Source organism: Pseudoalteromonas sp. SR41-4 (assembly GCF_014163985.1).
GTDB lineage: Bacteria > Pseudomonadota > Gammaproteobacteria > Enterobacterales > Alteromonadaceae > Pseudoalteromonas > Pseudoalteromonas rhizosphaerae.
Window position 1 is genome coordinate 1 of sequence record NZ_JACJEI010000009.1, and the last position, 16,035, is coordinate 16,035.

The 16,035-nt window shown below is 40.4% G+C and carries 13 protein-coding genes; 9 read left to right on the forward strand and 4 right to left on the reverse strand.

Annotation, left to right across the window (positions count from 1 at the left end; all coding sequences use genetic code 11):
- Positions 1-255: 255 nt before the first annotated feature.
- Entirely contained in the window at positions 256-3,150 is a 2,895-nt protein-coding gene (rapA, locus tag H5180_RS09235) for an RNA polymerase-associated protein RapA (protein ID WP_145234827.1), read from the reverse strand.
- A gap of 294 nt (positions 3,151-3,444) precedes the next feature.
- Between rapA and H5180_RS09240 the strand changes: the two genes are divergently transcribed.
- From H5180_RS09240 to H5180_RS09250, 3 genes are all read left to right on the forward strand, one after another.
- Positions 3,445-4,842, forward strand: a complete 1,398-nt coding sequence (locus H5180_RS09240) for a PhoH family protein (RefSeq protein ID WP_182758117.1) — start codon at positions 3,445-3,447, stop codon at positions 4,840-4,842.
- Between the two features lie 66 nt (positions 4,843-4,908).
- Entirely contained in the window at positions 4,909-8,694 is a 3,786-nt protein-coding gene (locus H5180_RS09245; protein ID WP_182758118.1) for a PAS domain-containing hybrid sensor histidine kinase/response regulator, read from the forward strand.
- Positions 8,663-9,577: a diguanylate cyclase gene (locus H5180_RS09250; RefSeq protein WP_182758119.1), complete on the forward strand. Its 915-nt coding sequence runs from the start codon at positions 8,663-8,665 to the stop codon at positions 9,575-9,577. Before H5180_RS09245 ends, H5180_RS09250 begins: the two co-directional genes overlap by 32 nt.
- A 66-nt stretch (positions 9,578-9,643) precedes the next feature.
- Here H5180_RS09250 and H5180_RS09255 read toward each other — a convergent pair whose 3' ends face one another.
- Together H5180_RS09255 and H5180_RS09260 are read right to left on the reverse strand one after the other, a co-directional pair.
- Complete coding sequence (locus tag H5180_RS09255) at positions 9,644-10,024, reverse strand: DUF3192 domain-containing protein (protein ID WP_145234895.1); 381 nt, start codon at positions 10,022-10,024, stop codon at positions 9,644-9,646.
- A gap of 164 nt (positions 10,025-10,188) precedes the next feature.
- Positions 10,189-11,133 carry a D-2-hydroxyacid dehydrogenase gene (locus tag H5180_RS09260; RefSeq protein ID WP_182758120.1) on the reverse strand — a complete coding sequence of 315 codons (945 nt, stop codon included), beginning with the start codon at positions 11,131-11,133 and terminating at the stop codon, positions 10,189-10,191.
- Positions 11,134-11,233: 100 nt separating this feature from the next.
- Here H5180_RS09260 and zntR point away from each other — a divergent pair, with 100 nt between their 5' ends.
- The 4 genes from zntR (at position 11,234) to H5180_RS09280 (ending at position 14,592) form a co-directional block, all read left to right on the forward strand.
- A complete protein-coding gene (gene zntR, locus H5180_RS09265) occupies positions 11,234-11,647 on the forward strand; it encodes a Zn(2+)-responsive transcriptional regulator (protein ID WP_145234897.1) in 414 nt (137 codons plus the stop codon).
- Positions 11,631-12,953 (forward strand): SO_0444 family Cu/Zn efflux transporter, encoded by a 1,323-nt coding sequence (locus H5180_RS09270; protein ID WP_182758121.1) that lies wholly within the window; start codon positions 11,631-11,633, stop codon positions 12,951-12,953. The genes zntR and H5180_RS09270 overlap by 17 nt, the downstream gene beginning before the upstream one ends.
- A 158-nt stretch (positions 12,954-13,111) precedes the next feature.
- Complete coding sequence (locus H5180_RS09275; RefSeq protein ID WP_145234899.1) at positions 13,112-14,245, forward strand: 1-acyl-sn-glycerol-3-phosphate acyltransferase; 1,134 nt, start codon at positions 13,112-13,114, stop codon at positions 14,243-14,245.
- A gap of 101 nt (positions 14,246-14,346) precedes the next feature.
- A complete protein-coding gene (locus H5180_RS09280; RefSeq protein ID WP_145234900.1) occupies positions 14,347-14,592 on the forward strand; it encodes a DUF1289 domain-containing protein in 246 nt (81 codons plus the stop codon).
- On the opposite strand, the gene H5180_RS09285 is transcribed toward H5180_RS09280, so the two are convergent.
- The gene (locus tag H5180_RS09285; protein WP_182758122.1) at positions 14,589-15,215 is read right to left on the reverse strand and encodes a transporter substrate-binding domain-containing protein; all 627 of its coding nucleotides are present in this window, start codon (positions 15,213-15,215) and stop codon (positions 14,589-14,591) included. The genes H5180_RS09280 and H5180_RS09285 overlap by 4 nt on opposite strands.
- A 205-nt stretch (positions 15,216-15,420) precedes the next feature.
- On the opposite strand from H5180_RS09285, the gene H5180_RS09290 reads away from it, so the two are divergent.
- Together H5180_RS09290 and H5180_RS09295 are read left to right on the forward strand one after the other, a co-directional pair.
- Positions 15,421-15,624, forward strand: coding sequence for a DUF3283 family protein (locus H5180_RS09290; protein WP_064667173.1), 204 nt, complete (start codon positions 15,421-15,423; stop codon positions 15,622-15,624).
- Positions 15,624-16,028, forward strand: a complete 405-nt coding sequence (locus H5180_RS09295) for a GNAT family N-acetyltransferase (RefSeq protein WP_182731333.1) — start codon at positions 15,624-15,626, stop codon at positions 16,026-16,028. Before H5180_RS09290 ends, H5180_RS09295 begins: the two co-directional genes overlap by 1 nt.
- Positions 16,029-16,035: the final 7 nt, after the last annotated feature.

Sequence of the window (16,035 nt, forward strand, 5' to 3'; positions counted from 1 at the left end):
TTGCTAAATCAATAGCAACTAAATTACAATGTGCCATGTATGGACTCCTAATTTGGTAAAAGATTCTCTGCAGTTTCTTTATACCGTACTCTCCCGTTAATGGGGAGGAGTCCATACATCTGCTACGAATAGGCAATATCTTGTTGGCGTGGGTTTTCAGCGTAACATGTAATAAAAAAGCGCGCTGTAACTTAATACACCGCGCTTTTTTAAACTTAAAACTTACAGCTTATAACTTAAAGCTCAGCTCTCAAATCAATGTGATACCACAATTAAGCGAATGGCATCTAGTTGCAGCTGGGCTTTGCCAATATAAGTTGTTAGTTCAATGCGTTGCTTGTCGTAGAAGGTAAGCTCTTCTTCACGAATATTTGGGTTTATCTGTTTTAAAGCAGCTAAACGCGCCTGCTCTTCACTGAGCGATTGTTGCATTTGCTCAAGCGCCGCAGTGCGAATGACTTCTAACTTAGTTTGCGCCATTTCTTGTGCTGTTTTAAGCATTGGGTGAATCGCACTTTGTAGTGCTCCAGCAAGTTTACTGGCTGTTTGACGGCCTACCGCAGAAAGCTGCTGATTAAAGCCATCAAAACCTACATTATCGCCTAGGTTATTACTGGCTTTGTCGAGCAAAATACGAATCGGCGTCGGCGGTAAAAAGCGGCCAACTTGCAGCGCTTTTGGTGCCATGGCTGCTGCTACGTAAATTAGCTCAACAAAAAAGGTGCCTGGTGGTAATTTTTTGTTTTTAAGTAATGCGACTGACGCAGTACCAAAGTCATCATCACAGATCATGTCTAAGGTGCCTTGCACCATAGGGTGATCCCAGCTGATGAAATGCACATCTTCTTGTGCCAGTGCTGTGTCACGGTCAAATGTGACTGTCATGCCGTCATCTTTTAAACTTGGGAATGACGGATTTAGCATATGCTCAGTTGGCTTTAAGATAATAGTATTTTCACCTTTGTCTTCTTGGCTAACGCCAAAGGTATCAAACACGTTGATCATATAACTTGGTAGTTCAAACTGGTTGTCTAGTTTTTCAATATCAACAACCAGCGAGTCTGCTGCACCTTGGCCTGATGAGTGTAACTCAAGCAAACGGTCACGCCCGCTTTCCATTTGTTTACGCAGGACTGCGTTTTGACCGGCTACTTGCTCTAGTAATGGCTCTAGCTCGTCTTCATCACAGTTATGGGCGGCAATAAACTCAAGTAGCTCATCTTTAAACTCTTTATACAAAAGTTGTCCGGTGCTTGAGGTGGTTTCAAAGGCATCTAAGCCTTCGTTATACCAACGCAGTAATACTTCTTGTGCGCTGTTTTCAAAGTACGGTACATGGATGTTGATATCTTGAGTTTGGCCAATACGGTCAAGGCGACCAATACGTTGCTCAAGTAAATCTGGGTTCAGTGGTAAATCAAATAACACTAAGTGATGAGCAAATTGGAAGTTACGACCTTCTGAACCAATTTCAGAGCACAATAATATTTGTGCATTGTCGTATTCATCAGCAAAGAATGCGGCGGCGCGATCTCGCTCAATAATTGTCATGCCTTCATGGAACACTGAGGCTTTAATCGCTTCGCGTTCACGCAGGATTTGCTCAAGGCTGATAGCGGTTTCGGCTTTAGCACAAATAAGCAGGACTTTTTCCCGTTTAAGGGTTTTTAGGGTGTCGATCAACCATTCTACTCGAGGATCAAATTGTCCCCAGCTAGCGCTTTCGCCTTCAAACTCTTGGAATATTTTTTCAGGGAATAGGGCGCGTTGCGCGCTAAGCTCTGCATTTTTAATGCCGCTCATATTGCCCAATACTGAAATTGCCGTTTTATATTGTTTCGGCATCGCCATCGGGTAGGCGTGTAGTTTGCGACTAGGGTAGCCGTCAATGCCGCTACGGCTATTTCTAAACAAAATACGGCCTGTGCCATGGCGATCTAATAACATAGCCAAAATCTCTTTACGGGCCCCTGCATCGCCATTTTGCGCTTGTTCAAGCACCTTACTGATGTCGGTTTCTTTTAACAGCTCAATTAGCGTGGCTTTGGCGTTGTCATCAAGGGCTTGCTGTTGTAATAATTGATTAGCAGCCTCTGCCACATGCTTATAGTTACTTTCTTCAGCAACAAAGGCATCGTAGTCATAAAAGCGATCAGGATCGAGTAACTGTAGGCGCGCAAAGTGGCTGCGGTGACCAAGTTGATCCGGTGTTGCTGTTAATAGTATCAGCCCTGGAATATCTTGGCTAAGCTCAGCCATACGTTGATATTCAGTGCTTGGTTTACCGTTGGTAATACTTAAATGATGCGCTTCATCAACAATCAGTAAATCCCAATCAGCCATTGTTGCTTGTTCAAACCAGCGTTTTTTCTTGGTTAAAAACTCAAGGCTAGTTAGTACTAACTGTTCAGTGTCGAATACATTTGGTGAGTCGGCAAATGCTTCATCGCAACGCTCTTCATCAAAAATTGAAAAGTGTAAATTAAAGCGACGCAGCATTTCAACTAACCACTGATGCTGCAAGTTCTCCGGCACTACGATGAGCACTCGGCTTGCGCGACCACTGATAATTTGTTGATGTAAAATCATCCCTGCTTCAATGGTTTTACCAAGGCCTACTTCATCAGACAATAATACTCGAGGAGCAAACCGTTTACCGACCTCTTGTGCAATATAAAGCTGATGCGGAATTAAGCTTGCGCGCTGGCCAATCAAACCCTTAATAGGTGATTGTTGGCGTTCAAACTGGTGTTGCCATGTTTGATAGCGCAATGTATAGCGATCAAAACGGTCAACTTGACCGGCAAATAAGCGGTCTTGTGGTTTATTAAATTTGATGAAGTGATCTAAAAACGTTTCTTTTAATTGTGCTTTTTCACCGTTATCAATACGAGTGCCGTGATAACAAAGTAAATCACCGATAGGTTCAATTGACTCGACTTCAAGTTCCCATTCTTCAACGCTTTTGATCACATCACCAGGATTAAATGCCACACGGGTAACCGGTGCTTCTAGCATTGAGTAAACACGGTTTTCGCCACTGGCGGGAAATAAAATGCTGACCTGACGGCCCTCAAGGGCAACCACTGTGCCTAATCCTAAATCTGACTCTGTATCACTGATCCAACGCTGACCTAAGGAAAAATTCATGTATGTCTCGTCTATGAAGAAAAAGGCGGCTATGTTACCTGTTACCTAACACCACTGCAAGGCACGAACCAGCTGACTTTTAATTAATTTAATAACTGTGAATTATTCCTATTAAAGCTGCTGCAATAAGGATTAATTCAAAACAAAAAAAGGTTTGTCATAAAACAGACTTTTATGACATCTAAGCTAAACTTAGAATATACCTAGCAATTAAGTTTTTCAGGGTGAGCGTTCACCCGTTTTACTTGATTAGTTGTGTATAGCATAAAAATCATAAAACGTAAGGAAAGTGCTATGGAAAAAGCTTCGAACCTTGATAGTAAAATGTATGTGCTAGATACCAATGTATTGCTTCACGAACCCCTCGCGTATTTATCATTCCAAGAACACGATGTTGTAATTCCCATGACAGTTTTAGAGGAACTGGATCATATAAAAGATCGTAAGCATGATGTCAGCCGTGATGCCCGTGTGGCCATTCGTGGTTTGGATGAAGTACTCAAAGATGCCACACCAGAACAAATGCTCAAAGGTGTCGCTCTACCTAGTAATAAAAAGGCCAAAGCATCTTCGGCTGGCACACTTATTATTGTTAATGATCATTTATTTTCCGATTCTATCTCAGGTTTACCTGGCAACGAAAATGACCACCGTATTATCAATTGTGCCGTGCACCTACAAAAACAACATCCTAATAGCAAAGTGGTGTTAGTTACCAAAGATATTAATATGCGTTTAAAGGCCAAAGGCGCAGGGCTTAAATTTGTTGAAGATTATCGTACCGATCAGCTGATTGATGATATTGCTTTGCTCTCCAGTGGTTATAAAAAAATTGCTGGCGATTTTTGGCAGCATGTGGGCGAATGTGAAACCGAGCAACATGGTCGTGATGCGTTTCATAAAGTGGCAAAAAGTTTGATCCCCGATGTGTTTTGCAATGAATATTTACTTGATGACAGCGGTCAGTTTGCCGCACGAGTTAAATCTTATGATGAGCAGCATATTATGCTCAAAGATATCGGTGTTGAGCGTTTAATGCATCAGTCGGCATGGGGAGTAAAGCCAAAAAATATTTATCAAGGCATGGCAATGGATGCGTTACTCGATACCGGTATTGAATTAGTTATTTTAACAGGTCCTGCAGGCTGTGGGAAAACATTACTAGCGCTTGCCTGTGCTTTGGAAATGGTGGTTGAAAAAGGTATTTACGATAAGGTAATTGTCACCCGAAATACTCCTGAAATTGCTGAGTCGATCGGTTTCTTACCAGGTACCGAAGAGGAAAAAATGGCACCATGGTTAGCTGCGATCACCGATACCTTAGAGGTATTACACAAAGGTGACGAAAACCCTATTTCAAGCCGTAACTATATTATGGAAAAGGCAAACATACAGTTTAAATCAGTTAACTTTATGCGTGGTCGCAGCATTCAAAATGCCGTGGTCATTTTAGATGAAAGCCAAAACCTTACCGCCTCACAGCTGAAAACTATTATTACCCGTTGTGGTGAAGGTACTAAGTTAATTTGCTCTGGTAACCTTGCGCAAATAGATAGTAATTACTTAACTCCAGTTACTTCTGGTTTAACTTATATTGTGGAGCGCTTCAAAGATTTTGAAGGCAGCGCCACGGTTAACTTAAATGGTGTGGTGAGAAGCCGTTTAGCATCGTTTGCGGAAGAAAATTTATAACTTGCGCAGTCCCACTTGGCTCGCTAACCTTGTTGACAAATTTAGCGCCAAGCATCGGATTGTAGATTGAATTTTCTACCTTTAAAACATTACTATCGTTCACTGGCTGTGGCACTTATTGTGCCGCTGCTGGTGGCTTTTCTATTATGTTTACACTTATATAATATTAAATTAGATCGCGCCGTTGCTAAACGTGAAGCGGATTTTGCCAATATAGCAGCGCAAGTTGAGCATGCTATGAATGGTGCTGATGGCTTGATCAACACACTGTTCTCTTTATACGAGCAACCTTTGTCGTATCAATTTGAGCCGCAATGGCTTGAAGATATTAATCAGCAAGAGAATTATTATTACCGAAAAATCCCTGATGGAGGCGGTGAAATTGTCGGGCAAGGTAAGTTTTCGACCACTCCTAATGCGATAGCTCAATGGCAGCAAGTGATCGCCTTGGGACCTGCTTTTAATACCGCATTATCGTTAATTCAATCCTTATCGGCAGTTGCTTATGTTAATGAGCAAGGCTTTGTTTATATAAAACGTCGTCGTGACGAAGATAGCCTAATGTTAACTCAAGTATTGGATGGCCAGTTGCGCCCAGCACTGGCTGACAACTCACTGACATCAAGTGCGATAGTAGAGGTGGCTGGTAAAAACTACTTATCAATAGGGCGTGCGCGTGAGCAGGGCAGTGAAGATTATATTATTTTGATTTATGACTTATCGGCAGTATCGCAATGGCTAAAAAAAATATCGCCGCGCAGTGGCGAATATATATTTTTAAATAGTGCGCAGCACGTCATTATCAGCTCACTTTACGATATTGAAGAAGACACGCCATTAGCGGAGTATTGGCCTTCAGCTAAAGCGCCATTAGCAGAATTAGATAATCAGGGTAATCTCACTCTTTTACAAGCGCAAAAGCAGCTACCAATTTATGCGGGTTATTTTGCATCACATGATGAATTAGCCTCACCGATTGTAACTGATGTATTAATTGAACTTACTTTTTTGAGTATGTTTTTAGTGATGATGTTCAGTACCTTGTTATGGTTAAGCCAGCGTATTTTTGTAAAACCCATGACATATTTAATGGCGTATCTTGAACAAAATGAGGAGCACTATAAAGATTATTCAAATTATCATATACCAGCAAACTGGCAGCCGTGGTTTAGCCGAATCAAGTGGGTACTTAACAAAAATCAGCAGTTGGTAAACTCATTGCAGCAGGCAAATAGTGAACTTGATGATCAAGTAAAAATAAAGACCCGTGAACTCGCACGCAGTTATGAGGCTAAAGAACGCCATTTAGCATTATTGAATACTATGCTCAATAGTGTGCCAGATCTTATTTATTTTAAAAACATTGATGGCTCATTCTTAGGATGTAATCGTGCTTATGAACAATACATAGGTATTGAGCAAGGGCAGTTAGTTGGTCAGCAGTTATGTGATATTAGTGATGATAATGGCCAGATCAGCGAATTAGAGCAACAAGTTTTAACAACCAAAATGAAAGCTGAGCAACGACTTGAAACCCAGCTACAAACCTTTCAATTAACCATCGCGCCATTTTATAACGATCAAAATCAGTTACTAGGTTCAATGGGAATTGGCCGGGATATAACCGCCCAACAACAAGCTCTTTTGGCATTAAAAGCGTCAGAGTCTAAGTTTCGCAGCGCCATAGAGTATGCAGCTAATGGGGTGATTTTACTTTCACTTGAACAGACCGTATTACAACTTAATCGAACTGCGCGAAAGATTTTTAAGATTGATAAAACTGAGCAGGATTTATTATTAGTGGATTTATTTCCACGGCAACAGTGGCAAGAAATAGCAACGCTTTTAGCTTTATTGCTGAGTGAGAAAAAGAAAGTTTACCATCTTACTTTAGGACAAGAAGAGCTAAATTGCTGGTGGCAGCTGAGTGTCTCTTTAGTATGGGATGAGCAACAAGCACCTTACTATTATGTTATTCATATTCAAGATGTCAGTGCATTGACTCAGGCCAAACAAGATGCCGAGCGGGCAACCGAGGCCAAAAGCCGATTTATTGCTAACTTAAGCCATGAAATACGCACGCCACTGCATGCTGTGACAGGCCTTATTGATATGGTAACTCAGCAAGGCTTAACAGCGCAGCAGCAACAGCATGCAGTTCAAGCAAAAAATGCTGCGCAAAGTTTATTAACCATGCTTAATCGAATGCTTGATTTTGCGCGAATCGAAAATAACCAAGTGCAATTAGATTTAGTTGATTTTGCTGTAGTTGCACTTGTTGACAGCTGCGAGAGTGTATTAATAGGGCTCTGCCAGCAAAAAGAGTTGGCTTTTAATATCGATATTGATCCGCTAATTGCTCCGCAGTTAGTCGGCGATTATATTCGCTTACAGCAAGTGCTCGGTAATTTACTCACCAATGCCGTGAAATTTACTGAACATGGCAGTATCACTTTGAAAATAACAGCCGTTGAATTGACGCCAACACAACAAACTCTGTGTTTTAAAGTGATTGATACCGGGATCGGTATTGATAAAGCTGATCAGAGTCGATTATTTGACGCATTTACGCAAGGCGACGAATCACTCACTCGCACCCATCAAGGCGTTGGTTTAGGGCTCGCTATAGTCAAACACGAAGTGGCATTAATGGGAGCTGAAATTAAAGTTGTCAGTAATAAAGGCCAAGGTAGTGAGTTTTTCTTTACCATAACCTTTAATGTTGCCGCTCAAATCGACCCTATCGCCTGGCACAATACTTTAGTGATTCATTCTGAGCGGGGAATTAATTTACCTGCCGCATTAGCGCCATTAAAACCGCTAGAATTTTCTGAGTTAGCTGAATTAACAGACCACGCTGTATTAGCAGATTATCAGCGGATCATCATTAATGACGTTGATCTACCGAGAGTAATAACGCGAGACAATATAAAAACAGCATTGATGAGTAATAACACGCAGCTTTATGTTGTTAAAAATGATCCAAATACTCCGCTGCCTACTCTTAAAGGTATGCAAATGTGCAGCGTGAAAAGTTCTGCATTAGTACAACGAATACAGCAAGTTGAGCCGATATCTAAACGCCCTGATGTAAATCTGACAACGGCAGAGAGCAAACTCAACGTTGCGGGCTTACTAGTGTTAGTTATTGATGATAATCAGCTTAATTTAGATATTATTAGTAATATCTTAAGTCAAGCACATATTAATGTCATGACAGCAAATTCGGCGATGGCAGGGATAGATTTGGTTACACAAGTCATGCCTGATCTGATCTTAATGGATATTCAAATGCCAGAAGTCGATGGGTTGCAAGCAACCGCTTTATTGCGACAACGTTATGATCAACAGCAATTACCTATTTTTGCGCTAACTGCGCATTGTGAAGCAGCTGACGAGCAACGCTCACTTGCAGTGGGTATGAATAAACATTTAACAAAACCAGTAGTTGCAGCGACGTTATTAGCGGCGATAAATGAGCTGAAAATTACCGGCGCTGTTTTTTATAATCATTCTTTTGCATTAGAACAATTCTCGGGCCATAATGATTTACTACAGGTTATGTTGGGTAAACTTGCTAAGTTGTGTGTAAGCCATCTGCAGCAATTAAAAGTGCCGATGCAAACAAAAGCGTTGGAACGATTAGTGCATAGTATTAAAGGTGTGTCAGGAAACCTTGGCTTTAATCGCCTAAGTGCTACCGCTCAGCAATTAGAAAGTAGACTACGTAAGACACCAGACGTAGGGCAAATATCCCTGAGTCAGTTAGAGTTCGAATTAGTACAAGTAAATAGATACATTCAAATACAAGGCTCAGTAAATGTTGAAGAAAGCCAAAATACTGATCGTTGATGATGACCCATTAAATCGATTGGTGTTGGAAAAAACATTAGCGAATGATCACGAAATATTTTTAGTTGAAAGTGGTGAAAAAGCCCTGACATTTGTTAGATCAACTGCGGTTGACTTAATTATACTCGATATTGTAATGCCTGGCATTAATGGCTATGAGGTATTAATTCAGTTAAAAGAAAATTCAACTACGCACTCTATTCCAGTTATCTTTATTTCAGCTAATACAAGCCATGATGATGAAGCAAAAGGGTTTGAATTAGGCGCAATGGACTATATTGCTAAGCCATTTAGTCCCGCAATAGTACGTGCACGAGTGCGAAATCAATTATTGATTAAGCAAAAAAATGATTTGTTAGAAATGCTCGCCTCCATTGATGGGCTGACAGAAATACCCAATCGGCGTTATTTAGATGAAAGCTTATCGCGAGAATGGCGTCGCAGCCGTCGAGCTGGTACACCGTTATCGGTGCTATTAATAGATATAGACCATTTTAAGCGTTATAACGATTGTTACGGTCACCGTGCCGGGGATGACTGCCTTAAACGTGTTGCACATGCATTAGTTGCAGCGTGTGAGCGTGGCACTGACTTTGTTGCGCGCTACGGTGGAGAAGAATTTGCCGCAGTGTTACCCGATACCAACCAACACGAGGCATTAAAATTTGCTAATAAACTCAGAGATGCTGTTAATACGCTAGCTATCCCGCATAAAGCATCACTCAATGCCGCTCACATTACGATAAGTATTGGGGTTGCTACAACTGAGTTTGGTCAAGTTTATTCTGAGCATATATTACTTGAAGAAGCCGATTTAGGTTTATATCAAGCTAAAGATAGTGGCCGCGATAAAATTATCGCTCGAGTTATTGACGCAAGTTAGTAAAGTCAGTTACTACAGCAAATAAAGAGTGAATATGCTCCACTCTTTACTGCTTTAGTTTTGTGTCTAAATGGCGCTAAGTGAATTATAAATACTATCACCCACACCAATCAGTTTCTCGTTTTTAAAGACCAGTGGAGTACATTCATCTTTTGTCATTTTTCCGTCAGAGTGAATACTGTGGGTGGCATAAAATAGTACTTGGTATACATCACCGTCTTTTTTTAATAATTCTGTAAAGTCGGGAGTTTTTAATTTATTTAATACATTTTGATAGCTGGTATCTAAAGTGAGCCCTGAGATGCTTTCACGATTAAATTGATGATGTTCTTCCCAGCTTGAACTATTACCAGCCCAGTGTGTTTGTGCTTCACCATCGGATACTGCAATTACACAACCAGTAAGAAGAGGGGCTGCAAGCGCGGCAATTAAAAGTACTTTTTTCATTATTTTATCCTGGATACTAAATATTGATTTTAATTTATCTATTAGCTAGCAAAGAACTAGCCAATATTTTATGTTATTTAAAATCAATGAATTATATTTTTTTTGTAAGGTGGTGCATTATATTTAACCACCTTTTATAGCGTGACTAACTAAAAGTTAGTTGATTAGACCAGTCTATTTAAACTTTCACCTTGGCTAAATGCGCTAATATTTAAGCTGACTTGCTTTACTAAGCGAATGATTGACTCTTCACTGGCCCATGCAATATGTGGAGTCAGTATTAAATTATCACCACGATAAGCGGCCAATGGATTATCCTTCGCAGCTGGTTCTTTACTTAATACGTCAAATCCCGCTCCTGCAATTTGGTTATTGCTCAGTGCGTTGGCTAAATCAGCTTCATCAACGATACCACCGCGCGCGGTGTTAATTAAAATGGCATTGGGTTTCATCATAGCAAGTTCAGCAGCACCAATCAGATCACGACTTTCATCGGTTAAAGGGCAGTGTACACTAATAATATCAGCTGTTTTTATTGCTTGGTAAAATTCTGTTCGGCCCTCTCTAGTTACTTGGTTTTTACGCTCACTGATAATTACATTGGCACCAAAAGCACGTGCAACATCCGCAACAGCTTTACCAAGCGAACCATAACCGATAATTGCCAGAGTTTTACCTCCTATATCATTAAAACGGTAATCAAGGCGGCAGAACATCTCGCTTTGTTGCCATAACCCTTGTTGGCAATCAGCAATGTAGCGGTGAGTATTACCCAGTAAATTTGTGATCAGTGCAAAGGTATGTTGTACAACCGAAGGTGTTGAATACCCGGCCACATTGGTAACGGCAATGCCAAACTCTTTAGCGGCGACTAAATCAACATTGTTAGTGCCAGTTGCGGCTACACATATGAGCTTTAATTCAGGGAGTTTTGCCAGTGTTTCGCGATTAAGTACCACTTTATTGGTGATCAAGACATCAGCGCCTGCACTATGCGCTAATACTTGTGCTGGACTGGTTAGTGAATAACTAGTGAAGTTGCCAAGTTTTTGAAAAGGTTCAAGGGATGTGCCTGCAAGCGTAGCAGTATCGAGAAGAGTAATATTCATGAGCTTTCCTTATAATAAAAATTTATAAATGCTTGACCTTGGTGTGTACTCTAAGGTTTATACTCAGCATCAGTTGATAATATGTTAATTGGAGACGGTGATGAAAATAGGCGAATTTGCCAGTCAATTAGGTGTCTCTACAGATACCCTAAGGTACTATGAAAAGCATGCTTTGTTAACGCCTTCAGCGCGAACGCAAGCAGGTTATCGAGATTATAGCCAAACCGATCTTAAGCAAATGATGTTTATTTTGCGCGCTAAAAATGTTGGCTTTAGCTTGGCTGAGATCAAAGAACTATTACAAATTAAATTTAAAAAACATCAGCATTCTTGCCATGAAGTTAAAAACTTAACAATACAAAAGCGTGACTTAGTCGCAGAGCGTATTGCTGAATTAACACGTTTTCATCAATCATTATCTGTGTTAGCTGATAAGTGCTGCGGAGGCAAAGAGCCCGCAGATAACTGTTCGATATTAACCACTTTGGAGGACATTGATGGACTTAATCAATAATTTTTGGCAGTTATTTTTATTATCTGCACCTTGGTTAATGCTCGGTTTATTAATAGCTGGGTTATTAAATGTGTACTTACCGGCTGATTTCTTAAATAAACACTTGGGAAAAGAAGGTTTTTGGACGACTGTTAAAGCTGCTTTAATTGGCGCACCAATGCCATTATGTTCGTGCGGTGTAATACCTGCTGCAATTGGTTTAAGACGTGCAGGCGCTTCAAAAAGTGCTACCACTGCGTTTTTAGTATCGACGCCAGAAACAGGGGTTGATTCGGTGTCGGTATCGTATGTGTTACTAGGTCCTTTTATGGCTATAATTCGTCCAATAGCGGCGATTTGCAGTGCTATTGTCGCTGGTGTCTTAGTGGGGCGTGATGCTGAAAAAACGCAAACTACAGATCACATCAGTGAAGTTAATAATGAGCAAAAGCGAGCAACGACAATAAGTTGTTGCTCAACGAAATCAGCAGTGGTCGAAGAGAAGGTTAGTTGCTGTTCAACGAAACCAGCAGCGGTCGAAGAGAAGGTTAGTTGTTGTTCAACTAAACCAGCATCGGTTGAAGAGAAGATAAGTTGTTGTTCAACTAAATTAGCAGCAGTTGAAGAGAAGATAAGTTGTTGCTCAACGAAATCAGCTGTGGTCGAAGAGACGGTTAGTTGCTGTTCAACGAAACCAGCAGCGGTTGAAGAGAAGGCAAGTTGTTGCGATACATCAAGTGCAGCACCAGCCAGCCAATGGCAAAAGATGAAACAGGCAGTGAGTTTTAGCTGTAACAAATTGCTATCAGATACTATGAAGTGGTTAATGATTGGTTTGTTCTTTGCAGCCTTAGTGCAAACTTATGTACCAGAATCATTTTTAACCCAATGGGGCAGTGGTATTTTGGCTATGCTGGTGGTGATCGTGATTAGTATTCCCATGTATATTTGTGCGACCGCATCAACGCCGATTGCAGCTGGTTTGTTATTAAGTGGCGTAGCACCTGGCGCTGTTTTAGTCTTTATGTTGGCAGGTCCTGCCACTAATGTCGCGACGCTTGGCGTGGTTGCCAATGAGCTTGGTAAGCGTGCAGTGGTTGCTTATTTAGTTGGTGTAATAGGTGTCGCTTTGATATTTGGTTTTTTAACCGATTATTTAGTGGCTGAATTTGGCTTTGTTGTTACACCATTATTAGGTGATGAACATCAAGTGCTACCACATTGGTTAACCCTTCTCTGTGGTACTATTTTAGCACTGTTAATGGCGCGTTTAGTTCTTAAAGGAGCGTTTAGTAAATACCGCAGCACTGGTAAGAGCATTGCATAATTGAATGTTATTAAAAAGATTTTTAGCTGTTATAAAATATAAACAATGGACCAAATTAATGACTTAGTTCGCATTTTAGGTTGTCTGAGTTATAATCGCCTATAGAATATAAACGGTGCGCACGAGCGCACCGTTTTTTTAACTTTAAAGATGCAGTAATGAGTGAACCAGTGGACAAGTACGCAGATATAAGACCTTACAATGATGATGAAGTAGCCGCTTCGGTTGCACGCTTGATTGATGATAATGCGTTTATTGATGTAGTTGCAAAATATAACTTACCGCGTTTTTTATCAGCTGTACCCTTTTTATCTAGAACATTGGTAAAGTATCAGTTACGTAAAAAGTGGGGCGCTATCAACAGTGTTGAGCAAGTTCAACAAATCGTTGCTAAGTATTTAGCACAGCTGGTAAAACGCACCACAACTGAGGTGACCTTTTCTGGTTTGGATCAACTCGATCCAAAGCAAGCGTATTTGTTTATCTCAAATCATCGCGATATCGTACTTGATCCTGCTTTAATTAATTGGGGCTTATTCAGTCACAAAATGAAGACAGTCCGTATCGCCATCGGTGATAACTTACTGCAAATCCCTTATATCACCGAGCTGATGCGTTTAAATAAAAGCTTTATTGTTAAGCGCTCAGTTAAAGCGCCAAAAGAAATGCTTAGAGCACTATCGCAGCTTTCAGCTTATATTTACGATTCGCTTGCTGGTGGTGATTCAATTTGGATTGCACAAAAAGAAGGCCGCGCTAAAGATGGCTTTGATCAAACAGATCCTGCGCTACTTAAAATGTTGCAGCTTAATGGTCGTAAGCAAAAGAAAGAGTTTGCTGAGTATGTACGTGAGCTAAAAATTGTACCAGTATCAATTTCATATCAATATGAACCTTGTGCAACAGCCAAAGCCAGAGAGCTTTATCATAAGCAGCATCATGGTAAATATGTAAAGTCAGCGGGTGAAGATATTGCCAGTATTGTTGAAGGTTTTAGTACCGCCAAAGGGCATGTTCATTTAGCATTTGGGCAACCAATTGAAGACGGGTGTGAATCACCAGAGCAGCTGGCAAAAACCATCGATGAGCAAATTATTGATTCGTTCTTTTTACACCCAGGAAATTATATCGCTGGTGGCTGTAAACAGGCGGTGATTAATAAAGCCGATGCTCAGGCATTTGAGATGCGTATGGCGCGTGTTCCAGATGAATTAAAACCTCTGGTGTTAGCTATGTACGCTAAGCCATTTCATCGTAAGGTTGAGTTTAATAGTAGCGAAAGCGGCCAATAACTAATGTAAAACATCTTCAAAAAAACCGTAATTAAGTTACGGTTTTTTTTCGTTTAAAAAACGGGCTATACTAAAGTTGTGTTTATTGGCCGATGTTTGTTATGCAACAAATTGAAATTTTTGAAATTCCAAGTCCTTGCAAAGGCATTTGCGAGGTAAATAACCGAGGCTATTGCAAAGGCTGCTATCGAAGTCGGGAGGAACGCTTTGGTTGGAATTCATTTTCAAACGTAGAAAAAAAGCAAGTCATTAGTTTGTGTCAACAGCGTTATAAACGTTACTTGCAAAAGCGCCAAGCACTTATCGCTAAGTCAGCACCATCGGAGCAGGGGGATTTTGGTTTTTAATCAAGATTATGTTTAGCCCTGAGTAAACGAACTGTGCCATTTTCATTGAGTTTATGCAGTTCTTTTTCAAGCTTAGGAATTAATGCGCTATGGCGTGAATGCAAAAAGTGATAGCTTTTTATTGGTGCCAGTATTTCAGTTTGAAATTGCTTAACATTAAACTGAGGGTGTTTAGTAGACAATAAAAAGTCGAGTAAAATCACACCTTGTACTTTACCTTGAGTGAGTAAATTAAGTTGAGCAGTGACGCTTTTCACCTTAATAATGTCACCAATAAAAGGGTGTTCGTTAAGGTAACTCTGCGCTGCAGGATAACCAACTTGAATGGCGATATTGTCTAGCTGCTCAAATGTACATTGTTGGCAGTTTTTTAATAGCACAAGGTTAAACTCAAATAGCGCAAAGTTAACCGGATGCAAGTTTTGATATTGTTGACTGATACTGGCCACTCGCCCTAATTGGCCATCAAGCGTGCCATTGTTCGCTGCAGATAAAGCGCTTTGGTGATTAAAGTCAATAATATGTACATCATAGCCAAGTTCCTTATATGCAAGGGTCATCAGCTCAATCACATAGCGAGCCTGTGGGGTATCGGCTGGGCGATTAAACAGCATATGTTGCATGTTCGCTATAGTGCTCAGTGGCGTTAGTGAATAACAGAGCAATATGAGATAAAAAAAGCACTTAATCACAGCGTTTCCATATTAGGACTAAAAACGCCACCAATCTACGTTTAAAAGCTAAAAAGCGCAAGTTTAGCCGTGACTCTTTTAGGCAAATGTTTGTTATACTCTGGGCATTAATATGATTAGTAATAACTGGTAATTTATGTCGTTTAACTTATGCTTACTACCTCGTGAACAAAAATATCAAATTCAATTGGATTACGAGGCATCGTTTTGGGCTTATCAAATAAAGCGTGGTAAGAGTACTCGTGAGCAAATATACAATACAATTCATAGTCGGCCAGTGGCAGAGCAGATGTTTTTGAAGCAGCAATTTGAACAATATTTAGCGACGATGCAAAGTTAATGACGGCATTGCGTTTTGAATGCCTAGAGCCAATTAAAACCCCTTTAGTGAATAAGTTTTACGATCAATATAAAGCCCGAGGTCGGGCAACCAGACAAGATCAAGTGTGGGTTGTTTATAATGACTTAGTTATTGTCGCGGCATGCAGAATTCAAAATCGCAGTGATTATTTGTTTTTGTCTACCTTGCTGGTTGCACCTGCTTGGCGCGGTCAAGGAATTGCAAAAAAACTACTAATTCATACCTTGTCTAATCAAAATTCACTCGTTTATACATTTGCTTATAACTATTTAGCTGATTTTTATCAATCAATTGGCTTTAACTTTGTGTTAACATTGCCACCACCTTTAGATACACTCTTTACTGTCTATCAGCAACGAAATATCGTAGCTATGCAGTGCTAGTAAAAAT